The organism is Lysobacter sp. CCNWLW3 (assembly GCF_036697405.1).
In the GTDB taxonomy this organism is placed as follows: domain Bacteria; phylum Pseudomonadota; class Gammaproteobacteria; order Xanthomonadales; family Xanthomonadaceae; genus Lysobacter.
Map to the genome: position 1 here is coordinate 494,531 of NZ_JBAHWA010000001.1, position 24,753 is coordinate 519,283.

The following is a 24,753-nucleotide window of genomic DNA, read 5'->3' on the forward strand; positions in this document are numbered from 1 at the left end:
CCAGGCGAGCGCGCCGGCAATCCGCGTCGGCGATCCGCGCCGGTACGCGCCGATGAACGGCGGCCGACGCGGGCCGGCGTGGCCGTTCCGGGTCATGGCTTACGTCTGCCTCGACGAGGAATTGAGCCCGACGGATGAAGCTGTCATGGGTTCGGCCGAGATACGCGTACAGGGAGCTGGACGCGGCCATCGAAGAATCGGCGACGAGCTTGGCGGTCGTGTTTGGGACTTGGCATTGCCGGTGCGGGACTGGTGGCCGCATGCGCTGACCCCGCACCGCACACGCCTATTCCCGCGCCACCGGCACGCGTGCGGCGCTGGAGCGCATCGGCCGGAAGTCCAAAGCCCATGGGGGCGCAACGCCTCGATCGATCGGCGTGACGCGGCTTCGTCGGAACCCAACACCTGCGCCGGAACCCAGTAGATCCTGGTTCTGGCGCACAGGGCTCACACCACACGCACGCCACGGATGTTCGCTCGCGCGTTGAGCCAGAACGCTTCGTTCTCGAAGCGGCGAAAGATGTCCGGCGGCAGTATCGTCGCCCGTTCCGGCGCGGCCACTTTCCTGCCGACCGCATGCAAGCCCGGCATGCCTATGTGCTCGTCGAATTGGCTGACATCGAAATGCACGTCGCTGAAATCGTGCTGAAACGGGGATTCCCCGACGAAATCGTAGACAGCCGCCATGGCCTTGGCGGGATCGCGCACCAGAGTTTCGTACTGCAACAGCATCAGATGATGCGCATGCTCACCGTAGAACGCTTCCTTCAATGCGTTGTAGGAGTACCCCACTATGCCCTCGCCGAAGGTGAAGCCTTCGACCCGGTTATAGACCGTGCCCCCAGCCTGGAAATTGAACATGAAAGACGGGCGCAAGGCGTTTCTCTGAACTGCCCTCTCCAGGCTGTCGACGATCCACGACACGTGGCGCACACAGGCGATGATCTTGAAGTCTGGAAACAGCTCACGCAGTACCGGCAGCTTCGAGCACCATTTTCGGCTGGTATCGAAGATGATGTCTGCCGCGAATCCGGCACCGTAATAGTTCGCGAAAAGGCCATGCAGCACGCGCTGGCGCTGCTCATCCGAGATGAAGGAGGCAAGCTCGTTTCTATCGCTCATCTCGCTCAACATCGCGTCGACCATGCCTGCGAGCGGACTGCTCATGTGCGCGTGGAATCGCGGATTCTGGCGCAGCACGGCCGCTAGCAGGGTGGAACCAGATCTTGGCAGGCCTGAGATGAAGTGAACGGGTTGCATCCTATCGCCTTCGTTTTCTCGAACTTGAGGGTGGCCATCAGGCAGTATGACGAAGATACCTGATCGGTGTTTGGCCTGTCGAAGACTCGGGTGGCGCTGGCTCTGCCGGCACCGACCGCCGCGACGCCCACAGAGAGCGCCGTGCCAACGCTGCCGTTTCTGCTGTTGGATAGATCGCCCCACAGACGACGCTGCGCCTTGGAGATGGCGGAACGCCTGCTCAACGCCTTCCATCCTGTAGCGAAGCCCGGCCCAGTCCGACACCTTCCCATTTGTCCGGGAAGGTGTCGCCAGGTCTGGGGCTTGAGCTTTACCAGCGCACCCGAACGCCCAGGTTAGCCGCGCGCTGCTCGTAATCCGTGCCATCGAGTTCCTTGCCGATCGACAGCACGCCGAACAGGCTCACGCGCTCGCCCACCGTTGCCTCCAGCCCCACGTCCAGCGTGGCCGAAGCGCCCAGGTCGTGATTCGGGAACATCTGGGCGTCGGCCGTTGAGCCCGGGGTCATCAGGCTCACACTGTTCTCGCCGTCGCCCACCACCTTTTGCGCGCCCAGCGTCGCCCACGGCCGGATCACGCTACCGCCATCGCGGATGATCTCTTTCTCCACGCGCAGGGCAGCGCGTGCCGTACCGATCAGACCGTCGTCGAACATGACCTGCTTGCCGGACGCATCGATCAGATTGCCCCAACTCACCGCACTGGCGTCCAGCTGCAGCTGCGGCTCCAGCGACCAGCCGCCGTTGAGGCGGAACTTCTGCCCGACGCGGGCGCTGAAGGTCAGCGAGCTGCCCGTGAGGCTCTCCTTGAAACCTTTGGCACCGATGTCGGCTCCCGTGACCTGGCCGGTCAGGACCAAATTGACGTAGCCCCCCGTATCCCAGGTGTGACTCATGTACATGCCGCCGATCGCCGCGTCGATTTCGGCATTGGCGACGCCCGAACCTGGAAGGTTGGTGGAGTTGACGCCTGTGGTCCAGTAATTGCCATGGCGGTAGCCGAGGAAGAGTCCCGCGCGTAGCGCCCTGCCCTTGCGATCGAAGGCGCTGTCGACTCCGACGTAGAGGCCGACGTCGTCGCCGGAGACTTCGAAGCCGGGGTTCGCACCCAGTTCCAGTTCGCTGGCCGTCGCGGCCACCCAGACGCCGCGGCAATCGTCGATCACCCCGGTGCCGGCCTGCTCGACCGGCCACTCGGGCTGGATGCCGCATCGTGGGAGTTCGCGGCCGCGGACACCCGCCAGGCGCTGGTGGATCAGCCTGTCGCTGTTCTGCGCAGCCAACAGCGCCACGCTCGGCAGCACGCCGTAGGCGGGAACCTCCGGCAACACGCCAGCCTCGGCGCTCAGGTACCAGTTGTTGTCGTCCTGCCGTCCGAAGCTCCAGGGCAGGATGCTGCCGTCCAGCCGGATCACGTCGTCGGCGACGAAGCCCCCCTGTGTGCCTCTGTTGTCGTTCGGGCTGGAGACGACCAGGATGTCGACCTTGCCGCCCTGGGTGAAGTCGCTGCCGTCGCCGGCAAACGCGACCCGCGTGGTCCCGGTCACGTCGCCGGCGACGTCCAGCCCGCCGGCACTGAGGATGCCGGGCGAGATCGTCAGCCGCAGCGCGCCGTCGTTGCCGATGTAGTCGCCGCCGATCGCCAGACGGTTGGCGCCGACACCGATCAGCCCCGCGTTCTCGACGCTGCCGGTAATCGCAGCCCCCCCATTGGCGAACAACCGCGACGTCGGGTCGATCGCCAGCAGGCCGCCGCCCAGGTCCAGCCGACTGGCCAGCGTCAACTCGCTGTCGTCCAACAGCTCGACGCGCTCCCAGGCCGTCAGTGCGGGCAACGCCTCGCCGCTCAGGGTCAGACCACTGAAGCCCAGCCGATCGGTGCCGCTGCCGCCGTCCAGCGCGGTGACGCCGCTCGGATCGCCGCCGACGAAATCGACCTGGTCGTTGCCATCGCCAAAAGCGAACGCGCCGCGCACGGCACCCCTGGAGGTAAAGCTGTCGTCGCCGTCGGTGCCGGTATAGCTGCCATCGACGTTCAGGGTCGCGCCGGCAGCCACAGTCGTGATCTGCGCCATGACGCTGCCGCCGGCGGTCACGTCCAAGGTGCCGCCCAGCACGTTGACGGTGGTGAAGTCCGAACTCATGGGGCCATTGACGTTCAGCTCGCCTTCGCCGGTCTTGCTCAAGGTCTCGAAGGCCTGCACCGCGCCCAGATCGGCGACGGTAGCGATGTCGGCGTTGAAGGTGTCGTTGCCCGCGCCCGCCACCACCGTACCGACGATATTGGTGTCGTCGTGGATGGTCAGGGTGTCGTCGCCGTCACCGAGCACGAACGCCCCGCCATCGGTGTCGAGCGTACCGGCCACGTCGAGTACGTCGTTGCCGTCGCCCAGGTCGGCCGTCGCCAGCAGGGTGCCGCCCTCGCCCACCGTCACCGTGTTGGCTCCTGCACTGCCGGTGATCGCCACCGCTAAGCCACTGCCAGCATCCAGCGCACCGTCGACCTTGAGGTCGGTATCGTCGGCCATCGCCACGGTCGGCGTCTCCAGCCGTCCGGCCACAATCAGGGTGCCGCCGTGGACGGCGGTGCCGCCGGTGAAGCGCTGCGTGCCGACCAGGGTCGCCTCGCCCGCGTTGTCCTTCTGCAGGTACTCGAAGTTGATGGTATTGGCCGCATCGAACGTGAAGGCAGCGGCAGTGTCGAGCACGACCGTGTCGCCGCTGCCATGGCTGCCGCCGCTGATGACGGCAGTCAGCACCGCACCATCCTGCAGCGTCAGTACGTCCTCGCCATCGCACAGGTCGATGGTGCCGCTGCCGGACACGGTACCGGCCACGGTCATCGCGTCGTCGCTGGCGCCGCAGCCGAAGCTGCCGTCGACTTTCAGCGTTGCGCCGCTGCCGACCAGCGTGTCGAGCGTGCTGCCGGCGGTCGCCACCACGCTGCTGGCCGGCCCGATGTTCAGGGTGCCGCCGAGCACGCTGACCTCCTGCAGGTCGGTCGCGCCCGGGCCGTTGATGTTGAGCACGCCGGTGCCGGTCTTGGTCACTCCCTCGAAGTTCACCAGCGCACCAAGGTCGGCGGTCAGGTTGATGTCGTAGACGCGCGTGTCCAGGCCGACGCCGCCGTCGACGGTGCCCAGCACCACGGTGCCGTCGTGCACGACGAAGGCGTCGTCGCCGTCGCCCAGCGCGAAGCCGCCGCCGAGCGTGTCGAGCGTGCCGGCCACATCGAGCACGTCCTCGCCCGCGCCGAGGTCGCCGCTGGCGAACGCGCTGCCGTTGATGGTTACGGTATTGGCGCCGCCGCTACCGGTGATCGCGGCCGCAATACCGCCTCCCGCATTCAGAGTGCCATCGACGGTCAGCGCGGTATCGTCGCCCATCGCCACGGTGGGCGTGGACAGAGCGCCCGCAACCACGAGTTCGCCTCCGCCGATATCGGTGCCGCCGCTGAAAGCCTGCGTTCCGGTCAGCGTCGCGGTGCCGGTGTTGGTCTTGCTCAGGAACTCAAAGTTGATCGTATTGGCCGCGTCGAAGCTCAGCGCACCGGCATTGTTCAGCACCACCGTGTCGCCGTTGCCGTGCCCGCCCCCATCGATCACTGCAGCCAGCGCCGCGCCGTCGTTGAGGGTCAGGATATCGTCGCCGGCATCCAAGTCGATCGTGCCGCTGCCGCTGACCGTGCCGGACACGGTCATCGTGTCGTCGCTGGCCGAACCGGCGTAGTTGCCGTCGACGTTCAAGGTGGCGCCACTGGCGATCGTGGTCGTGACCACGCCACCGACGTCGCCATCCACGCCGATATCGACCGTGCCGCCCTCGACATTCACCGTGGTGAAATCCGACGACGCCGGGCCGTCGATATGCAGGGTACCGACGTTGGTCTTGTCCAGCGTCTGGAAGTTCGTCACGCCCCCCAGGGTGGCGGTGGCGGCGATATCGGTGACCAGTGTGTTGCTGCCGGTGCCGCCGTCCACCGGACCGGCCAGTCCGGACAGGTCCGCGCCATCCTGGATGACCAGGGTGTCGTCGCCGTCGAGCATGTCGATGGTGCTGAGACCGGTCACGGTGCCGGCCACGGTAAACAGATCGTCGCCGGGTGTGAACAGCAGGTCGCCATCCACGTTGAGGGTGGCGCCGCTGGCAACGGTCGCGTTCTGCACACCCGCGATTTGACCGTCGACGCCGATGTCGAGCGTACCGCCGAGCACATTGACGGTGGAGAAGGCCGACAGCGCAAGTCCGTCGACATTGAGCGTGCCGACGTTGGTCTTGGTCAGCGTCTCGAAGTCGACGGCGCCGCCGAGGACGGCGCTACCGGCCAGATCGGCGACGAAGGTGTCGCTCCCCACGCCGCCGCTCACCGGCGTGGACAGACCGGACAGGTCCGCACCGTCCTGGATGGTGAACGTATCGTCGCCATCGCCCATGTCGAGGGTGCCGCCGCCGGTCACGTTGCCGGCCACGGTCAAGGTGTCGTCGCCCGTCGTGAACGACAGGTTGCCATCCAGGTTCAAAGTGGCGCCGTTGGCTACGGTGGCATCCTGCACGCCGCCGATCCCGCCGGCCGCACCGATATTCAGCATGCCTTGCAGCACGTTGACCTCGACGAAGTCCGACTGTCCCGGACCGTTGACGTTGAGCACGCCCACGCCGGTTTTGGTCAGGACCTCGAAGTTGGTCAGGGCACCCAGATCGGCGCTGGTGTCGATGTCGGTATTGAAGGTATCCAATCCCGCGCCGCCATCCACCGTGCCCAGCGCCACGGTGCCGTCGTGGATGGTGAAGCTGTCGCTGCCGTCGCCGAGCGAGAAGACGCCGGCGCCGCTGTCCAGTGTGCCCGCCACGTCCAACACATCGTCGCCGCCGCCCAGATCGCCGCTGGCGATCAGCAGCCCACCCTGCCCCACGTTGACCGTGTTGACGCCGGCGCTGCCGGTGATGCTTGCAGCGGCGCCGCCGGCCGCCTGCAACGCACCGTCGACGTTGAGTACGGTGCCGTCGCCCATCGCCACGGTAGGCGTCTGTAGCGCGCCGTCCACGGTCAGGATGCCGCCGTTCAATAAGGTGCCGCCGAGGAAATCGTGTGCGCCCGTCAGGGTGGCTTCGCCCGTGTTGTCCTTGCGCAGCACTTCGAAGTTGGCGACGTCGCCGCCGTCCAGCGTCATGGCACCGGCGTTGTTGAGCACCACCGTGTCGTCGCCCGCGTCGCCGTCGATCGGGTTGAGCAAACCCGCGATGTCGGCGCCATCGTTGAGCGTCAGCGTGTCGTCGCCGCCGCACAGGTTGACGGTACCGCTGCCGCTCACGGTGCCGGACACGTCCATCGTGTCGGCATTGCCGCCGCAGCCATAGTTGCCATCCACATTCAACGTGGCGCCGCTGGCCACGGTCGTGGCCAGCGCGCTGCCGGGGGTCGCGACGATACTGGCGCCAGCGCGCACATCCAGCGTGCCTTCGAGCACCTGCACTTGCTGCAGGTCGGTGGCGCCCGGACCGGTGATGTTGAGCACCCCCGTGCCCGTCTTGGTCACTCCCTCGAAATTCTGCAGAGCGCCGAGATTCGCATTGGTGTCGATGTCGTAGGTGCGCGTATCCAGACCGGCGCCGCCATCGATGGTGCCGATCACCACACTGCCGTCGTGCACGACGAAGTTGTCGTTGCCGTCGCCGAGTGCGAAGACGCCGCCGCCGGTATCGAGCGTACCCGCGATGTCCAGGGCGTCGACGCCCGCGCCGAGGTCGCCGTTAGCCAGCAGACTACCGCCGGCGCCCACGGAAACCGTATTGCTGCCGGCGCTGCCGCTGATGAGGGTCGGGCTCGCGAGGCCGGCATTGGCGACGCCGTCCGCGTTGAACGTGGTGCCGTCGGCCAGGGAGATGGTCGGCGTCTCCAGCGCGCCGTCCACGTCCAGCGTGCCGCCGGTGATGGCAGTGCCGCCGGTGAAGCTTTGGCTGCCGATCAGGGTGGCGGTGCCGGTATTGTTCTTCCTCAGCAGTTCGAAGTTCGTCGTATTACCGGCATCGAACGTGAAAGCGCCGGCGTTGTCGAGCACCAAGGTGTCGCTGGTGCCCGTGCCGCCGCTGATCGCATTGTTCAGCACGGCTCCATCCTGCAGCGTCAACGTGTCGTCGCCAGCGCACAGGTCGATGGTGCCGGTGCCCGAGACGGTGCCGGCGACGGTCATCGTGTCGCTTTCGGCACTGCAGCCGTAGCTGCCGTCTACGTTCAAGGTGGCGCCGGCCGCAACGTTCGTGGTCAGCGGAATGCCCGGGCTTCCCACCACGCTGCCGCCAGCGGTCACGTCCAAGGTGCCCGACAGCACGTTCACTGTGTTGAAGTCCGAGTTCAGCGAACCGTTGATATTCAGCACGCCGCCGCCGGTCTTGGTGAGCGTTTCGAAGCCCTGCACGGCGCCGAGATTGGCCACCGTGTCGATGTGGGTGTCGAAAGTGTCGTTACCCGCGCCCGCGGACACCGTGCCGACGATGTTGGTGTTGTCGTGGATGGTCAGCCTGTCGTCGCCGTCGCCCAATGCGAACACGCCGCCGCCGGTGTCGAGCGTGCCGGCCACATCCAGCACATCGTTGCCCGTGCCCAGGTCGCCGTTGGCCAGCAGCGTGCCGCCTGCGCCGACGCTGACCGTGTTGTCGCCAGCGCTGCCGGTGATCAGGGCCGTGGGGCCGGGGCCGCCCTCGACCATGCCGTCCACATTGAGCGCAGTGCCGTCGGCCAGGTCGATGGTCGGCGTTTGCAAGGTGCCGTCCACATCCAATGTACCGCCCGCGATAGTCGTGCCGTTGCCGAAAACCTGGCTGCCGGTCATGGTGGCTGTGCCGGCGTTCTGCTTGAGCAGCGTCTCAAACCCCGCGGTCTGGCTGCCGTTGAAACTCAGCGCCAGAGCATTGTTCAGCACTAGTTGGTCGTTGCTGCCGGCGGCGGCATCGATGCCGCCGCCGCCGATAACGGCACCATCCTGCAGGGTCAAGCTGTCATCGCCGCTACCCAAGCCCAGGGTGCCGGCACCTGTATTCAGCAGGCTGGCCAGGGTCACCGTATCGGCGCCGTCACCCAGGTCGCCGTTGGCAGCGAGGCCGCCGTTGCTGTTGACGTTGATGGTCTGGTTGCCGGCGCTACCAGTGATAGTGGTAGGACTGCCACCGCTGGCTTCCACGCTGCCGTCCACATTCAGGGTAGTGCCATCGGCCATGGACAAGGTCGGCGTCTCCAGGACGCCATCCACGTCGAGGGTGCCGCCGTCGATATTGGTACCGGTGCCATACTGGTGACCGCCGGTCAGCGTGAGCGTGCCGGTGTTCTCCTTAGTTAGGATATCGAAGGTATCGATGGCGCCGCCGTCCAGGGTGTAGCCCAGGACCGTGTCGACCACCAAGGTGTCGGTACCGTCGCCGCCGGAAGCATTGATTCCTGCTCCCAACATCTGCGAACCGTCGTGGAGCATCAAGGTGTCGTCGCCGTCGCCGAGGCCCAGCGCACCGGCGCCGGTGTCCAACGTGCCGGTGAGATCCACGGTGTCGTTGCCGGCGCCCAGATCGCCGTTGGCCAGCAAGGTGCCGCCGCTGCCCACGGTGACGGTCTGGTTGCCGGCGTCGCCGGTAAGCGTGGTCTGCGTGGCGCCGGTGGCCTGCACCGTACCGTTGACGGTCAGGGCCGAAACGCCGGTCATTCCGACGGTGGTCGTGGTCAGACCACCATTGATCTGCAGCGTGCCGCCGCTGATCGTGGTGGCGCCGATCTGGTTGTTCGCGGACGTCAGCACGCTGGTGCCGGAGCCGACCTGCGCCAGGGTGCCCGGACCGCTCAGCGTGCCGCTGAAGGTAAAGGTGTCGCTGCGGTTGAGCGACAGCGTGGAGGTGGGCGAATCCACGATCACGTTGCCCGCACCCGCATTGCCGGTGGTGCCGCCGTTGCCGATCATCAGATTGCCGTTGTTGATGACGGTATTGCCGGTGTAGGTGTTGTTGCCGGTCAGGATCCAGGTGCCGCTGTCGTTCTTGGCCAGCGTGGTGGCGCCGGTGCCGTTATTGCCGATGGCGCCGCCCATCGTGTTGTTGCCGGTATTGGTTCCGCCCAAGGCGATGGTGCGCGCGGTGTTCGTGCCGGTGAGCGCCACCGCGCCGGTGTTGGTGAACTGCAGCGCGCCGGTGCCGGAGGACTCGATGAAGGTGACGCCGGTGTCCAAGGTGAACTGGCGGTCGGTGGTGTCGCCGGCGCCGGTGTAGCGCAACGTGGAGCCGTTGCCGATTACGAGGTTGCCTGCCGCATTCGACGAGGCGCCGATGCTGCTGGCCTGGCCGCCGTTGGCCATCTGGTCAACGCTGAGCACGCCGCCGTTGATACGAGTGACGCCGGTGTAGGTGCTGTTGGCGTTGGTCAGGCGCCAGGTGCCCGTGCCGGTCTTGGTCAGCGAGGTGACGCCTGTGCCGTTGTTGTCCAGTTGCGCGGCCAGCAGGTTGTAGCCGGTGTTGGTGCCGGTGAGAGTCAGCGTGCGGGAGGTATTCGCTCCGGCCAGCGTCACCGCGGCGGTGCTGGTGAACTCGACGATGCCGGTGCCGGCGGCCGCCAGCGTAGCGCCGCCGGTGCCCATGGTGAACCTTCGATCGGTGCTGTCACCGTCGCCGACGTAATTCAGCGTGCCGTTGATCACCAGGTTGGCCGGGTCGGAGGTCGAGGCGCCGATCGAGCTGTTGAGACCGCCGTCCGCCAGGCAATCGACCGACAGGATTCCGGCGTTGATGGTGGTGACGCCGGTATAGCTGCTATTGCAGCCGGCGAGCCTCTGGTTGCCGCCGCCATTCTTCACCAGGTTGCCGGTGCCGGTGATCGCGCCGTTGTATGTCTGATTCAGGCCATCCCTGATCGTCAGCGTGCCCGTGCCCAATGCGATGTTGCCGCCCAAGCTGCCGCCACCAATCAGAGCGCCCGCGTTGGCGTTGAAGTTGTTCAGATCCAGCAATACCCCAGCGGTATTGTCCAGCCAGAACGAGTTGGTCGTACCGAAGGCCGTGGCCGAGCCGGCGCGCAGGATGCCGCCTCTTACGCGGGTATTGTTGGTGTAGGTATTGTTGCCGGACAACACCATCGTGCCGGGGCCGTCCTTGTACAACTCGCCCCCGCCGATGACCTGGCCGCTGAAACCGAGCGTGGTGGCGGCGTTGGTCACATCGATGACGCCGTAGCCCGAAACGGTGAACCCGCGATCGATGCTGACCGTCCCGCCGGTGTAGTTCAAGTTGCCGTTGCTGAACACCAGGTTGGCCGACGCGCTGCCGGAGGCGCCGATGCCGCTGGCCTGCCCGCCGTCGGCCAGGCAGTCGATAGTGATGCTGGCGCCTTGCAGGGTGGTGGCGCCGGTATAGGTGTTGTTGCAGCCGTTGAAAGTCTGGATGCCGCCATCGGTGCGCCAGACGCCGCCGGTGCCGCTGATGACGCCCGAGTAGTTGCCATTGCCGGCAGCGATGCGCAGCGTGCCGGAGCCGAGCGTCACGTTGCCGCCATTGGCGCCGCCGCCGTTGAGCGGGCCAATGACGTTGTTGAAGTTGTTGAGGTCGAGCACCACACCGGCCGTATTGGCCAGATTGGTTGTCGAACCGGTCAACGCCCCGAATACGTTCGCAGCGCCCGCGCGCAGGACGCCGTTATTGACGGTGTTACCGCCGGTATACGTGTTGGCGCCAGTCAGTACCAGCGTGCCGGCGCCGTTCTTGGTCAGGCGACCGCCGCCCGCCACGATGCCGCTGTCGGCCAGGGTGGTGGTAGCAGCGGTCACATCGACAATGCCCCCGCTGGCCCCGAGGGTAAAGCCACGGTTGGTGCTGACGGTGCCGCCGGTATACTGCAGGCCGCCGCCATTGAGGACGAGATTGGCCGAGCCGGCGCCGCCCGCACCGATACTGCTCGCCTGCCCGCCATTGGCGAGGGTCGTCGCTCCCAGCAGCCCGCCGTTGACCGTGACGGTGCCGGTAAAGTCGTTGGCCGCATTGGCCAGCGTCAGCGTGCCTGGCCCGCTCTTGAGGAAATTGGCGCCGTCCGGGCTGGTCACCAGCCCGCTGAAGGTGAGGTTGGCGGCGGCGTTGGTCACTTCCACGCCGCTTTCCGCGATGGCGCCCGATTTTCCGAAGGTGAATCCGCGGTCGCTGGTGTTGCCGGTACCGGTGTAGCGCAGCGTGGCGCCTTGCAGCACCAGATTGGACGATGCGGCGGACGAAGCGCCGATGCCGCTGGCCATGCCACCGTTGCCGATGTTGCCCACCGACAGCGTGCCTTGCGACACCAGGGTCGCCCCGGTGTAGCTGTTGTTGGCATTGCCCAGGGTGACCAGCCCGGTGCCGGCCTTGGTGAAACCCATGCCCGGACCATTGTCGACAATCTGAGAGTTGATAGTGAAGTTGCCTGTACTGTTCTGCTGGACGCCCAGCCCCCCCCCGTTGGAGCCAGTCATCATGCCGCCGGTGATCACCTGGTTCGTGTTCAACACCGAAGGTGCCACGATGATCGTGCCGTCCACGCCTAAGGTCTGCCCGGCGGCGACCGTGACAGTGGTGGAAACCGGCCGGGTATAGCGCAGGCCGCCGAGCTGCACGCTGCTGCCCACCGTGCCGAAGAAACCGGTCGTATCGGTGATGAACTCGTTGCCGAGCCAGTTGGCGGCGTTGTCCTTGTTGGTATAGTCGGCCGCGGTGAAGGCGGTGATGTTGCCGCCGACCACCTTGGCGTAGTCGGTGCCGTTGACCGTGGCCCATCCACCCAACGTGGTGTTGGTGGTGGTGATGTTGCCGCTGCTTGGCAGATTGAAGTTCATCAGGCCGCCGGTGCGGGTGACGGCGCCAAGGTTGACGGTGAGGCTGCCGCCAGAACCGGAGGTGGCAGCGATGGTGTTGTTGCCGGCGGTGATAACGAGACCGTTAAAGGTCTGCGTGTTGCTTTCGCCCGTCGCGCCGGTGATGTTAAGCCGGCCGCCGGCCATGTTGAGCGTGGAACTGCTATTGATGATGTTGCTGGCCGGACCGCCGACGGGGCTGAAATCCAGGGCGAGGACGCCGCCGCCGATGGTGGTGTTGCCGGTGTAGGTGTTGGCGCCGGTCAGTGTCTGCGTGCTGGCGCCCAGCTTGGTGAGCCCGCCGCTGCCGGTGATGTTGCCGGCGTAGCTCGCAGTGGCGCCTGTCGCCGCCTGCAGGGTAAGCGTGGCGGTACCCAAGTCCACGGTGCCGCCCGTGCCGGACAGCGTGCCGAAGGTCTTGTCGAAATCGTTGAGGTCCAGCGTGCCGCCATTGACTTGCGCGGACGTGGACGCGCCGAAGGCGGTAGCGGTGCCGGCGCGCAGTACGCCGGAGTTGACGATGGTGCTGCCGGTGTAGGTATTGGCGCCGGTCAAGGTCCAGGTGGCATTGCCCGCGCTGCGCAGATTGCCTGTGCCGGAGATGACGCCGGAAATGACATTGTCCGCTCCGGTAAAACTGCCGCCAAGCGTGGCGGTGCCACCGATGGCAACCGTCTCGCTCAGCGACAACGCACCAGTGCCGTTGCTGTTGAGTGAACCGTTGGAGATAGTCCAGAGTTTGTTGGTCGCCTCACCGGCGCCGACATAGGAGAGATTGCCGCCGGAAATGGAGAGCAAGCCCGCGCCCAGGGATCCGGCCACGCCGGCATTGGCGATCACCGACGCCTCGACCGTGCCGGCGCCTTGGATCGACGCCGCACCTGTGAACGTATTGGCGGTGCCCAGCCGGATCGTACGCCCGCTGCCGGCATTGAACACGGCGGTGCGGCCACTGTTGCTGCTGATCACGCCCAGCACATTGATATCCGCGGTCGAGGCGACGAAACCGAAGGGTTGCGAGCCGCCAACGGCGGCAACGTCGCCGGTCAGCGTCAGCGTCCCACTGCCGCTGTTGTACAGATAGGCGCCGCCAGCGTAGTTGCCCGGCCTGAACTGCCAGTTGCGGTTGGAACTGTGGCCGGTGCCGGTGTAGTGAAGGGCCGACTGACCGAGGGCCTGGCAACAAGCCGGTCCGAACACGATGGTGCCGTTGGCGACGGTCGTGGGCGCGCCGAGTGCGCTCGCCACACCCAGATCCGCGATCGAGCTGAAGGAGCTGGAACTGCCGCCCCAACCCGGCGCGCTCGTGATGAATTGGGTTTGTCCCTGATAGTTGTTCGCGTTGTTGGTAAGCGCTACGCCGTCGGCAACGTTCAGGCCGCCGGCACCGGTATAGAACAAACCACCGACGGCCCCGCTGATGGAGGTGATGCCGCCGACGAGGTTGACGGTGCGATTCGAGAGCGTGCCCGTCGACGAAAATCCTCCCCCGCCGGCCAGATAGATCTGGTTGGCGGTATTGCCTAACGCCGCATTGCCGATCGCGCCGATGCTGAGCGAGCCGGCATTGATACGGACATCGCCAACGAAGGTGTTGGCGCCGTTCAGCACCAGAGTGCCGGTGCCCGTCTTGGTGAGACCGGCGTTACCGGCGATGATCGAATTGATGGTCTGCGAGACCGCGCCATTGCCCGTGTTGATGGTCGGCGTAGTGCCGGCCAGGGTCAGGGTACTGCCGGTGAGCGTGTAGCCGTTCACCAGGAAAGTGAGGTTGTGTACGGCGATCGGCGAGCCCAGGGTCACGGTGCCGGCGGTGCCACCGAAGAAGGCGTCGTCGAGAGCGCCGTTGTTCCAGGCGCTGTAGGGCCCGCTGACACCGTCGCTGTTCGGGCTCCAGAACGGATTGGTCGTATTCCAGATCCCGTTGCCGCCAAGACTGATGGCGGTACCGTTGGGGTCCCACCAGCGATCGGCCGCCCAGGCCGGCGCCTGAGTCGCCAGTAGCGCCGCCAGGATGAAGGCCCGCAACGGCCAGGCCGTCACCGCTGACGAGTCTTCGAGCGCCTCGAAATCGGGCGCGCCCTCCGCCACCGTGGCCCGCTGCTCGACCGTGCGCCCGCCCTTGCCGCTCCGCGTCGCCAGTTCCGATACGACCACCCACGCGCACAGCGCTTGGGACCAGATGATCCGGTACACGTGATTCATGACGTCCCCTCGTGGACGCGGCAATGGCGACCTTGCCGCTAGTGACAATCCTTGTTTTCCCCCATGAGAGTGCCGCACCGTCAAGTGGAGGCATTGTGACGAACCAGTGAGACGTTAATCACATTTCAAAGCCGCCCAGCAAAGCCCACAAGCGAGACCGATGCGCGATGCGATGCTAAGACCTGTAATGCGGGGACGATATAGGGAAAAAACCTCATCCGACCCGGGCGCATACGGCCTGTGCGTACTCCCCGTCCAGCCTGGCGCTCGATCGCGACGGCACGCCGCTCCTCATGTTCGTTTTCTCGGCGCAGCCTCCCGCCCAGCGACCCATCGGCGTGCGTGGAGATCTATGCCCCATGCCTGCAGCGGAAACCTCCTGCGAGGCCTGAACGACGTGGGCGTGCCTGAGGCCCCGCTATTTCCCAAGAGACCGACCCGGCCAAGGTGCCCGCGGCAACCGGCAACACCAGTACGACGATCAGCAGACCGACCGAGAGCGGGCCGCCCTCCGGCGTCTAGGCTCGGGAATTCGAACAGCAACTATCGCAACGGTCGGTTTCGTCCGTCCCCGGCGTTTCCCTGGCTGCTGCGAACGCCTTATCCATTGGTCGTTGCAACTGACCGCCAGCGACAAGACCGGCGCCTGCTGCATCCATGGCAAGGGCAGTAACAACCCCGAGAACCTGGGCGCCTGCCGCTTCCAGATGCCCGACGTCGCCAGCGGCAGCGCCGCCAGCGAGAACTTCGCCGATCGGAGCGTGGCCAAAGGCGTGAAGCAGGAGGTCCACGCAGCGCCGCGCAGGCGGCAGTGCACGACTGCCATCCACGACTCAGAACGAAATCGGCACGCGCGCGGTCAGGGTCACGTCGGGCGTGTCGCGGGTCACGCCCACGCCCAGCGCGACGTTCAAGGAAACCTTGTCGTTGAAGCGATAGGACCCGCCCAGCAGCAACGTGCCCAGCACCACGCGCACCGAGCCCGCCGCGTCCTGGCCGTTCTGCTTGGTGCGGTCGACGATGCTCTGGTCGTAGCCCAGGCTGATCGCGGCCTTCTCGTTCAAGGCCAGGCCCAGGCCGACGTTGAAGCCGAGGATGTCGCCGGCCTCGACCTCGCCCAGGGATTCGGTGGCCCCGCCCAGCACGGTGCGCGAGACGTTCTTGCGCTTGAAGTTGTGCAGGTAGCTGAAGCTGCCGAAGAACACGATCGGGTCGGACGGATACAGCCAGGTGATGCCGGGCTGGATCGACTCGAAGCCGGTGCCGGTCGGCAGTTCCAGCGGCAGGCCGGTACCGGTGGTGTTGGCCACGCAACGGGTCACGCAGTCGGTGACCACTTCGAACAGATCCTTGCCGGTGCGGCTCTTGTAGCGCAGCCAGCCGATGTAGAACGGCTTGTCGGGCCCACCGCGGTTGAGCTGGTAGCGCGCGGTGACTTCGACGTCGCCCAGGCCGCTGCCGTGGGCGTTGAACACCTTGTCGACCGCGCTGCCGGTGAAGATCTCGCGGCTGACGGTGTCGCCGTTGACGTAGACGTAGGGCAGCTTGGCCTCGATCTCGAAGCGGTCGCTCAGGCCGTAGCGGCCGGTCAGGGCCGCGGTGGCGGTGGTGGTCTTGACCTGGCGCACGTCGATCAGGCCGATCAACAGCGCCGGGATGATGGTGTAGCCGACCAGGGCGACGCGGTCGTTGGAGGAATAGCCGAACTGCAGCGAGGGCTCGAGGATGAACTGGCCGTGCGGAGTCAGCACGCCGGGCTGGTCGAAGATCTGGGCGATCTCGGGCGGACGCGAATCCGACTCCGGCGCCTGGCCCACCGGCTGCTCCAGCGGCGCCTGCGCCATCGCCAGTTGCGACAGCGGGGGCTGCGTGGCCGAAGGTTGCGAAGGCGGCGCTTGCGACAGCGGCACCTGCGCGCCTTGCGCCAGCGCCGGCAGGGCCAGGTTGGCCGGCGGAGTCGCGCCGCGCGCGCGCGCGGCCTCCAGGCGCTCCTCGTTCAAGGCCTGTCGCAGCAGCGCGATGTCGCGTTCCTGGTCCTGCAAGTTCGTGCGCATTTCGTCGATGCGCCGGTTCTGCGCCGCGATCTGCCGCTGCAGCGTTTCCAGGCTGACTTCGTCGCCGGCCGGCGCGGCGTCCTGCGCGCGCGCCCAGCCCGCCAGCGCCAGCGACAGGGCCGGCACCAGCGCGAGACGGATCAGGTTCGATGCGGTGGGCGTGGTCATGGGCGGTCCTCGATGAGGGCGGCCTTACGGCGCGCCGGTGGCGCCGATCAGCGCGTTATGCAGCGCGGCCTGGCCGTTGAGGTCCTGGAACACGCCCAGCGTATTGACGCCGACGTTGAGCGTGGTCAGCGAGCGGATGTCCTGACCGTCGAGGCTATTCTGGATCGCCACGCCGTTGAAGCCGGCCGGGTCGAAGCGATTGCCCGGCCCGATCTGGACCACGATCGAGTCGCCGATCGCGCTCAGCGCCTGCGCCTGTTCGGCGCTCATGCGCGCGACGTCGGGAATGTTCACGCGCGTGGTCGCGACCAGGTCGCCGTTGACGTAGACCGCGCGCTCGATCCCGAACGACAGCAGCAGGCCCGACGGCGCCTCGTACCCGCCGCGCAGCGCGTCCAGGCGTTGCGGCGGCAAGGCGATCCATTCCGATCCCAGCCCGCCGTCGCTCTGGCCGCCGTGCACGCGCGCCGGCCAGGCGATCGCGAGCGAAGCCAGGACCGCGCCTGCGAGCAGCGCGCGCGCGGACACGCATGAAGCCGCGCGATCGAGGCAATGGCTTGCGTTCATGGCTAGATGTCTCCCGGTCCGCGCCGCGGCATGACCGTGTTCTGCAGGCCTTCGCGCGAAATCGCCAGTTCCAGCGGCGCCGGCGGCGCGGTGCGCCAGTCGCGCGGCTGGTTGAACAGCGCCAGCTCGCGCCGGTTGTGGACCACGAACAGGACACGGTTGTCCCAGAGCTTTTCGAACCGCGCGCGCGACATCGCGCGCGTGCCGCGGGCGGGGTCGCCGACCAGTACCCGGCCCTTGCGCAAGCCCTTGACCACGACGAAGTGGCGGTAGCCGCGGTCGTTGAGCAGCACGATCGCCGGCAAGCCTTCCTCGAACAGCTTGTCCAGGGGCAGCTCGAATCCGTCGGCCTGGTAGCCCAGGCCCTGCAGGTAACGGCGGATGTCCAGCAGCGAGAAGCCCTCGCGGCGGATCTTGTCCCGGTCGCCGTCCTGGTACATGCGCAGGAAGACCTCGCCTTCGCTGACCGGATGGCCGTACTGGAAGGTCAGCAGGGTCGCCGCCGCCGCCGAGCCGCAACTGAAGTCGTACTGCTGCGGCACGGTGGTGCGGAAGCGCGCTTCCTTCAGGCTGGTCAGGCGGATGCCGTAGCTGCCGCCGTAGGGCGTGCGCAGCTCGACCCGCGCCGCCGCGGCGCTGCCGATACCGGCGAACGCGCACAGCAACACGCACGCGGCCGCGCGCAGCCTGGCCCCGGATGCCGACGGGCTCATCGCCCTCACCTCACGGGCTCGGATCGGTGAACTGCAGGTTCACGATCATCGCGTTCTGGATCAGCACGTTGGAGCCGGTGTTCTGGATCACGGTGTTGATGCCGGTGGCGTTGCCGAACGCGCCGCCGTCGACGGCATTGGCGCCGCTGACGATCCTATCGGCGACGTTGTCGCTGACCCGACCGTCGACCAGGATGCGGTTGTCGACGCTCTGGTCGCCGCCGCGCAGGGCGGACAAGCGCTGCGCGTCCACGGTCGCGCCGATGCCGTCGACGCCGCGCGGAATCGCGTCGCGATCGGAGGCGCCGACGTATACCGGCTCCGAGGGCGCGCTGCGCGCCGTGACCGGTCGCGGATCGACGTCGATCCCCAAGTCGGACGCCGCTGCGGACGAAATCGCCAGCCACGCGATCGCGGCCAGGGCGGTATTGCGCATTGCGGGGCAGTACGGGCGCATGGTCTTCTCCTTCGCCATGCGTTCCGCCAAAGCGGAGCCGGGGCGCCGTCGTCGTAAGGCGGCGCCCCGGACCCGCGTGATGCGCCGGGCTACGGGGGAGAGATGGGGCAGGAACGTCCGCGGCGCATCATGGAGGAGCGCTTAGGGGCCCACGGTCAGGTTGGCTTGCACGGTGATGCCCTGCTGGATCAGCGACGCGAAGCCGCTGTTCTGGGCCGCCACCATGATCCCGGCCGCCGACTGTCCGACGCTGGTCATGTTGTTGGACATGTCGAACGCACCGGCATCGTTGGCGATCGCGCCGCCGGCGGCACCCGCACCGCCCGCGCCGCCCGTCGCCGAACCGCCCGTGCCGCTGCCGCCGCTGCCGCTGCCGCCGGCGCCGCCGTTGGAGGCGACCGAACCGGCGTTGCCCGCGGTCGAACTGCTGGAACCGCTGCTCGAGGTCGCCGCGCCCGAACTGCCGGCACCGCCGGTGCCGTCGCCGTTGCCCGCCGTGGCCGTGCCGCCGGCACCGCCGGCGGCGCTGCCTTCGCCCCGGTCGCGCGCGTTGCCGCCGTTGGCGTTGGCATTGCCGCCATCGCCGCCGCCGTCGCCGCCGGCCGATGCGCTCAGCGATCCGGCATCGCCGCTGTCGCTGCCGGCATCGCCGCCACGGCCGTTGTTGCCGTCGGCCCAACCGCCTTCGCCGCCGGCGCCGTCGCCGCCGGAGCCGTCGGCGCCCGAGGCGCTGCCGGCGCTGCCGCCATCGCCGCCATTGGCATTGCCCCAGTTCTGGGCGACGTTGCCGATGTCGCGCACGCGGATATCGGTAACGTAGCCATCGAGCCGGGTCGTGGCGATGGCCCTGTTGCTGTTGAAGGAGTTGGAGAAGCTGGAGGTGGCGGTGCCGCCGTTGTTGGCCGCGGCGGTGCCGTAGCCGCTGGCGCGCGCACGGCCGTCGTTGTCGCGGTTGTCGCCGGTGCTGTTGTCGGAATTGTCGGTCGCGCTCAGGCTGTCGTCGCCGTCGCCGCTTTCGTTGTTGGTCTGCTGGGCCCAAGTCTGGCCCGCGAAACCAAGACCCAGTATTACCGCTGCTGCCATCAGGCTGTTACGAATGCGCATAGTGGTTCTCCTTTCACGCCGACGGATGCCAGGGGGAGGCATCGGATCACGACGCATCCCACTACACGCAACAGCGGTGCCAGGATCGGTTCAGACGGCGCGATCGCCCGCTGGGCGGGGCTCGGAGATCGGCGCATCGCATGCACAGAAATTGCGCAGCTACCTTCAAGCGGCGTAGGCACACGAAAGCTTGCAGCGATGCAACACACACCAGCGCGTGGCGACCCGACGCGATTGCGCCTGGCTTACGCAGGCGATTGATTGGCCTGAAGATCTCCACGCATGCGCGATGGTTCAGCTTGTCGTTTCAGTGTCGAAACGCTGCTAATTTCCCGACGGGCATTCTTCTTAATTTATTATTTATATTTCAATGTCTTATTAGACATAATTAAAGTTATTTCGCAATATCATTTGCGACACTCCAACGCTCAGCTCCCCCCACCCCAGGCGCGCACCGTCGCCATCCCCAGCGCCGTCATCGCCAGCGAGCCGAACAGATGCAGCGCCGCGGTCGCCGCGGCCCAGCCGTACTGCTGGCGCAGCAATTGCTGGGTGACTTCGGCCGAGAAGGTCGAGAAGGTGGTCAGCCCGCCGAGCAGCCCGGTGATCGCGAACAATCGCCACTCCGGCGCGATCGGGGCATGCGCGTCGAACCAGGCCACCGCCAGGCCCACGCCGTAGCCGCCGATCAGGTTGGCCGCGAGCGTGCCCAGCGGCAGCGAGGCGGCGAGCGGATTGAGCCACAGCGACAGGCCCCAGCGCGCCCAGGCGCCGAGCGCGGCGCCCAGGCCGATGGCGAGAAAAGCGTAAGGCATGCGGCGGTTCTCCCTGCGTACGATCGCGCTAGCCGTCGCCGCGCGCCTTGGCGCGCGCCGCGCGCAGGCGGTCGAGTTTGTCCTTGAGCTTGATCTCCAGCCCGCGCTCCACCGGCCGGTAGTAGACCCGCTCGCCCATCTCGTCCGGGAAGCCGGTCTGGTCCAGCGCGATCCCGCCTTCGGCGTCGTGGTCGTACTCGTAGCCCCGGGCGTAGCCGAGCTGCTTCATCAGCTTGGTCGGCGCGTTGCGCAGGTGCAGCGGCACCGCCTGGGTGCCGAACTCGGCGACGTCGCTGCGGGCAGCGTTGTAGGCCGCGTAGGCGGCATTGGATTTAGCGGTGCTGGCCAGGTAGATCGCCAGCTGCGCGAACGCCAGTTCGCCTTCCGGGCTGCCGAGGCGGTCGTAGGTGTCCCAGGCTTCCAGCGCCATCTGCAGGGCGCGCGGATCGGCCAGGCCGATGTCCTCGACCGCCATCCGGGTCAGGCGCCGTGCCAGATAGGCCGGGTCGCAGCCGCCGTCGAGCATGCGCGCGAGCCAGTACACGGCGGCATCGGGATTGGAGCTGCGCACGGATTTGTGCAGCGCCGAGATCTGGTCGTAGAACTGCTCGCCGCCCTTGTCGAAGCGGCGGGTGCGGTCGGCCAACACCTGGGCCAGACTGGCCTCGGTGATGCGGCCGCCTTCGTCGGCGGCCAGTTCGGCGGCGATTTCCAGCAGGGTCAGGCCGCGGCGCACGTCGCCGTCGGCGGCGCCGGCGATCTGCATCAGCAGCCCGTCGTCGACCGCGATGCCCTGCCCGCCCAGGCCGCGCTCCTCGTCGTCCAGCGCATGCCGCAGCGCCAGCGCGATGTCGTCGGCCGACACCGCCTCCATCACGTGCACGCGGCAGCGCGAGAGCAGCGCCGAGTTGAGTTCGAACGAGGGGTTTTCGGTGGTGGCGCCGACGAACAGGATGGTGCCGCGCTCGATATGCGGCAGGAAGGCGTCCTGCTGGGCCTTGTTGAAGCGGTGGACCTCGTCGACGAACAGCACCGTGCGGCGCCCCTCGGCGAAGCGGTGCGCGGCCTCGGCCAGGACTTGGCGCACCTCCGGCAGGCCGGACAGCACCGCCGAGATGGCGCGGAACTCGGCGTCGGAATAGCGCGCCAGCAACAGGGCCAGGGTGGTCTTGCCGCAACCCGGCGGGCCCCACAGGATCATCGAATGCACGTGCCCGGACTCGACCGCGCGACGCAGCGCGGTGCCGGGCGCGACCAGCCGACGCTGGCCGACCATGTCGTCCAGGCTGCGCGGGCGCATGCGTTCGGCCAGCGGGCGCAGGCCCTCGCGGTCGACGCTGAGCAGGTCGGGTTCGTCCTCGGAACGGCGGGAGTTTCGGCGGGCCACGTGTGGGTCGGTTCGTACGGCGGTGTCGACCGACACGATAGCAAGTTCGTGTCGATGCGGCCTCCAAAGCGCTCCCAAGGCCTTGATGCGCAAGGCCTTGCCCGGCGCCCCTCACAGCCGCCGCGCCCGCGCGTTGGCATTACCGGGCCGGCAACCGCGCCGCCCGGCGCGAGTGCGCGCCCAACCGGACCGGATCCCTGCGCATGGCCAACTTCGATCTGTATTTTCCGCAACTGCTGCGCTTCGAAGGCGGCTACGTCGACGACCCCAACGACCCCGGCGGCGCGACCAACAAGGGCATCACCCTGCGCACCTTCCAGACCTACGCCGAGCGGGTGTTGAACCTGGCCCCGACCCTGGCCAACCTGCAGGCGCTCAGCGACGAGCAGGCCGGCGTCCTCTACCGCGCCTTGTACTGGGACGCGCTGCGCTGCGACCAAATCCAGCTGCAATGCCTGGCCGAGGACCTGTTCGACTTCTACGTCAACGCCGGCGTGCACGCGGTGTTCCTGATCCAGCGCCTGCTCGGCGCGCCGGTGGCGGTGGACGGCGTGTTCGGCCACGACTCGCTGGCCGCGCTGGAGGCCGCCGACCAGCGCACGCTGTACGCGCGCTACCGCCAGGGCCGGATCGACTATTACCGTCTGCTGGCGGCGCAGCATCCGGTGCTCACGCGCTTCCTCGCCGGCTGGCTGCGCCGCGCGCAGTGGTTCCCGGTCAACGCGCCCTGAGCGATTCCGTGAGCCGGTCCGGGCCCATCGTGTTCGCGCGCATGCGCGCAGCCGAGGCGGCCGCGCGCGACCAGATGCACGATGCGGCCCCGCGAACGGACCCGGCGATGGACGCCCCTGCCCTGCGCGCCTGGCGGCCCGACGACCGCGCCGCCGCGCTGGCGCTGCTGGAGGAAACCTTCCTGCACACCTGGCAGCCGCAGCTCAGCGCGGCCGCGATCCGGCGCTACCGCCGCGACCGCGTCGCCGAAGGCTACGTCGACGCGCATGGCGCGGCCTTCCTGATCGCCGAATGCGACGGCCGCGTCGCCGGCCTGCTGCACGCGAGCGCGGGCTCCGTCGAAGCCCTGCACGTGACGCGGCGCCATCGCCGCCGCGGCATCGCGCGCCGCCTGGTGCTGGCCGCCGAAGCCGGCATGCGCGCACAGGGCATCGCGCTGGCGGGCCTGGAGACGGATACCTTCAACCTCGAGAGCCAGGCCCTGTTCCTGGCCCTGGGCTATCGCGAGGTCGCGCGCTACCCCGATCGGAAATGGAACTGCGGCCTGACCACGATCCGCTACGAGAAGCCGCTGACACCTTGAGCGCGGGCGCGCGGCGAGCAGCCGCTCACCGCCCGTTCGTTGCGCAAGCAAAGCCTTGCGCGGCAGGCGCCCTGAGTTGCTGCGCGGCCGCGGCGTGCCGCAACCGCGCCGCGCGACGGCTTAGCGCTCGCCGATCACGTCGGTGCCGGCCGGCGGCACGAACTTGAACTTGCCGGCGGCGAAGGCGGGATTGCGCTTCCAGCCGCTGAAGACGATCTCGGTGCGCTGGCCCAGGCTGTCGACCACCTGCATCTGGGCCAGGCCGCTGGCGTCGAAGCCGAGCTTGGCGGTGCGGAAGTTGGCTTCGGCATTGCCCTTGGGCGCCAGCGACAACCAGCTCAGGCCGCCGGCCTTGCCGGCGTCCTTGACCACGAACTGGGCGTCGAGCTTGGCCGGATCGATCAGGGCCGACAGCGGGCTGTTCTGTTCCTCGGCGCCCTGCGGACGCACGGTGACCTGCTGCAGGTCGGGATCGTGCACCCAGACCTTGTTGCCGTCGGCGACGATCAGCTGCGGGTACGGCTTCACGTACTCCCAGCGGAACAGGCGCGGCGCCGACAGCGCGAGCTTGCCGCTGGAGGTTTCCTTGCGCTTGCCGTTGGCGTCGAACACCTGCTGGGTGAACTGCCCTTCCAGGCCCTTGAGGCCGCGGGTGAAGCTGTTGAGATCGTCCCGCGCAGCGGCGGTGGCGGCGCCGGCGGCGAACAAGGTGCCGGCGAACAGCGTGGCGGCGACCAGGACGGCGCGCGCGGCATGCCGGGCGGCGGGGAGAACGGACTGGCTCATGCGATCGATCGCTCCGGAAAGACGTGCTGCGGCGAGTCTGCCGCGAGCAAACTGAATAGGTGCTGCGCAATGCGCCAGTATCGCGCGAAAGCACACGCGGGGTTCAGTCCCGCGATGGCGGCGTGAGCGCCGCGCACAGGTCGGCAGCGCTCAGAACCCGCGCAGCGTGCTGCGCTTGATCTCCGGCTCGATCTGGCGATGCGGCGCGTTCTCGACGCCGGGCCCGGTCTGCAGGCCGACGCTGGGCAGCTCGCTCTCCAGGTGTTCGCAGCGTCCGGACTCGTCGCAGGAATACACCTGCGGCGCGGCCGCGACCAGGGTGGCGTCGCTGTCGCTGCCCACGGTCACGTAGGCGCCGCTCGCGCGCGGCGCGGCCCTTGCGGGTTCGAGCCGGGCCAAGGCCGGTACGGACGTTATGGGCGCCGCCGATGCCGATGGAGCGCCTGCGCTCGCCGAGGCGAGCGGCGCCTCGTCCACGCCCAAGGGCACGATCTCCAACGCGACGGCGTCGGCCGCCGCGGGCACGGTGATGGCGGGCGCGCCATGCTTGGGTGCGACCGCGGACATCGGCACCGGCGCGACGACCGCAACGGCGACCGGCGCTGGGGAAGTCCGCGCGAGCCCGGCGACGGTAGGCGAAAGCGGAGCGGAACCGGCGCTGGGCGCGACCGCTGCGGCGGGCACCGGCGCGCCCGCGACGGGAATCGGATCCGCACTCGGATCCGCACGCGGCACGCGCGGCGGCACCGCCTGGGATTCGGCCACCGGCTCCGGCGCCCGCTCGGTCTCGCGCGCCTGCGGCGCCTGCGCCTGCGGCGGCAGCCGCTTGGCCGGATCCTGGTCCAACAGCGAAGGCGTATTGCGCCAACGCACCCATTCCTGGGCCGGCGACGATGGCGAAACACAGACGATCACCCAGAACGCCGCGATCGCGACGCCCGTCCTGCTCGAATTCCAGGCCATGCGGCCATCCCCCGAGTCCGAACCGCGTATCCCCCCCTGCGGTCCAGCTTAGGGCGTCGTTGTGACAGCCGCCAGTCCGGCGCCTGCCGCCCGTCGGCCCGCGGCCGGCTTCGGCG

13 protein-coding genes are annotated in these 24,753 nt (G+C 67.8%); 2 read left to right on the top strand and 11 right to left on the bottom strand.

Annotated elements, in window-relative coordinates:
- Nucleotides 1-447 precede the first annotated feature (447 nt).
- From V1318_RS02275 to V1318_RS02315, 9 genes are all read right to left on the bottom strand, one after another.
- Entirely contained in the window at nt 448-1,260 is an 813-nt protein-coding gene (locus tag V1318_RS02275; RefSeq protein ID WP_332937350.1) for a sulfotransferase, read from the bottom strand.
- Nucleotides 1,261-1,570: 310 nt separating this feature from the next.
- Nucleotides 1,571-14,308: an autotransporter-associated beta strand repeat-containing protein gene (locus V1318_RS02280; protein WP_332937351.1), complete on the bottom strand. Its 12,738-nt coding sequence runs from the start codon at nt 14,306-14,308 to the stop codon at nt 1,571-1,573.
- 833 nt (nt 14,309-15,141) lie between these two features.
- Nucleotides 15,142-16,530, bottom strand: coding sequence for an acetate kinase (locus V1318_RS02285; protein WP_332937353.1), 1,389 nt, complete (start codon nt 16,528-16,530; stop codon nt 15,142-15,144).
- A 24-nt stretch (nt 16,531-16,554) separates the two neighbouring features.
- Nucleotides 16,555-17,097 carry a hypothetical protein gene (locus tag V1318_RS02290; RefSeq protein WP_332937354.1) on the bottom strand — a complete coding sequence of 181 codons (543 nt, stop codon included), beginning with the start codon at nt 17,095-17,097 and terminating at the stop codon, nt 16,555-16,557.
- A gap of 2 nt (nt 17,098-17,099) precedes the next feature.
- On the bottom strand, nt 17,100-17,810 hold the full coding sequence (locus V1318_RS02295; protein ID WP_332937356.1) for a C39 family peptidase: 711 nt from the start codon (nt 17,808-17,810) through the stop codon (nt 17,100-17,102).
- A gap of 10 nt (nt 17,811-17,820) precedes the next feature.
- Nucleotides 17,821-18,267, bottom strand: a complete 447-nt coding sequence (locus V1318_RS02300) for a hypothetical protein (protein ID WP_332937358.1) — start codon at nt 18,265-18,267, stop codon at nt 17,821-17,823.
- Between the two features lie 141 nt (nt 18,268-18,408).
- Complete coding sequence (locus V1318_RS02305) at nt 18,409-19,371, bottom strand: hypothetical protein (protein ID WP_332937359.1); 963 nt, start codon at nt 19,369-19,371, stop codon at nt 18,409-18,411.
- 428 nt (nt 19,372-19,799) lie between these two features.
- A complete protein-coding gene (gene crcB / locus V1318_RS02310; protein WP_332937360.1) occupies nt 19,800-20,186 on the bottom strand; it encodes a fluoride efflux transporter CrcB in 387 nt (128 codons plus the stop codon).
- 28 nt (nt 20,187-20,214) lie between these two features.
- Nucleotides 20,215-21,573: a replication-associated recombination protein A gene (locus tag V1318_RS02315; RefSeq protein WP_332937362.1), complete on the bottom strand. Its 1,359-nt coding sequence runs from the start codon at nt 21,571-21,573 to the stop codon at nt 20,215-20,217.
- A gap of 203 nt (nt 21,574-21,776) precedes the next feature.
- Here V1318_RS02315 and V1318_RS02320 point away from each other — a divergent pair, with 203 nt between their 5' ends.
- Both V1318_RS02320 and V1318_RS02325 read left to right on the top strand, forming a co-directional pair.
- A complete protein-coding gene (locus V1318_RS02320; protein WP_332937364.1) occupies nt 21,777-22,304 on the top strand; it encodes a glycosyl hydrolase 108 family protein in 528 nt (175 codons plus the stop codon).
- A 107-nt stretch (nt 22,305-22,411) separates the two neighbouring features.
- Nucleotides 22,412-22,888, top strand: coding sequence for a GNAT family N-acetyltransferase (locus V1318_RS02325; protein ID WP_332937366.1), 477 nt, complete (start codon nt 22,412-22,414; stop codon nt 22,886-22,888).
- A 120-nt stretch (nt 22,889-23,008) separates the two neighbouring features.
- Here V1318_RS02325 and lolA read toward each other — a convergent pair whose 3' ends face one another.
- Both lolA and V1318_RS02335 read right to left on the bottom strand, forming a co-directional pair.
- Entirely contained in the window at nt 23,009-23,674 is a 666-nt protein-coding gene (lolA, locus tag V1318_RS02330) for an outer membrane lipoprotein chaperone LolA (RefSeq protein ID WP_332937368.1), read from the bottom strand.
- Between the two features lie 150 nt (nt 23,675-23,824).
- The gene (locus V1318_RS02335; protein WP_332937369.1) at nt 23,825-24,637 is read right to left on the bottom strand and encodes a hypothetical protein; all 813 of its coding nucleotides are present in this window, start codon (nt 24,635-24,637) and stop codon (nt 23,825-23,827) included.
- Nucleotides 24,638-24,753 lie beyond the last annotated feature (116 nt).

What these genes read in the sequence shown, in the direction of transcription:
- crcB (WP_332937360.1), bottom strand. Translation starts at nt 20,186, where the DNA reads ATGCCTTACGCTTTTCTCGCCATCGGCCTGGGCGCCGCGCTCGGCGCC.
- V1318_RS02275 (WP_332937350.1), bottom strand. Translation starts at nt 1,260, where the DNA reads ATGCAACCCGTTCACTTCATCTCAGGCCTGCCAAGATCTGGTTCCACC.
- V1318_RS02295 (WP_332937356.1), bottom strand. Translation starts at nt 17,810, where the DNA reads ATGAGCCCGTCGGCATCCGGGGCCAGGCTGCGCGCGGCCGCGTGCGTG.
- V1318_RS02280 (WP_332937351.1), bottom strand. Translation starts at nt 14,308, where the DNA reads ATGAATCACGTGTACCGGATCATCTGGTCCCAAGCGCTGTGCGCGTGG.
- V1318_RS02325 (WP_332937366.1), top strand. Translation starts at nt 22,412, where the DNA reads ATGGACGCCCCTGCCCTGCGCGCCTGGCGGCCCGACGACCGCGCCGCC.
- V1318_RS02335 (WP_332937369.1), bottom strand. Translation starts at nt 24,637, where the DNA reads ATGGCCTGGAATTCGAGCAGGACGGGCGTCGCGATCGCGGCGTTCTGG.
- V1318_RS02320 (WP_332937364.1), top strand. Translation starts at nt 21,777, where the DNA reads ATGGCCAACTTCGATCTGTATTTTCCGCAACTGCTGCGCTTCGAAGGC.
- V1318_RS02285 (WP_332937353.1), bottom strand. Translation starts at nt 16,530, where the DNA reads ATGACCACGCCCACCGCATCGAACCTGATCCGTCTCGCGCTGGTGCCG.
- V1318_RS02300 (WP_332937358.1), bottom strand. Translation starts at nt 18,267, where the DNA reads ATGCGCCCGTACTGCCCCGCAATGCGCAATACCGCCCTGGCCGCGATC.
- V1318_RS02290 (WP_332937354.1), bottom strand. Translation starts at nt 17,097, where the DNA reads ATGAACGCAAGCCATTGCCTCGATCGCGCGGCTTCATGCGTGTCCGCG.
- V1318_RS02305 (WP_332937359.1), bottom strand. Translation starts at nt 19,371, where the DNA reads ATGCGCATTCGTAACAGCCTGATGGCAGCAGCGGTAATACTGGGTCTT.
- lolA (WP_332937368.1), bottom strand. Translation starts at nt 23,674, where the DNA reads ATGAGCCAGTCCGTTCTCCCCGCCGCCCGGCATGCCGCGCGCGCCGTC.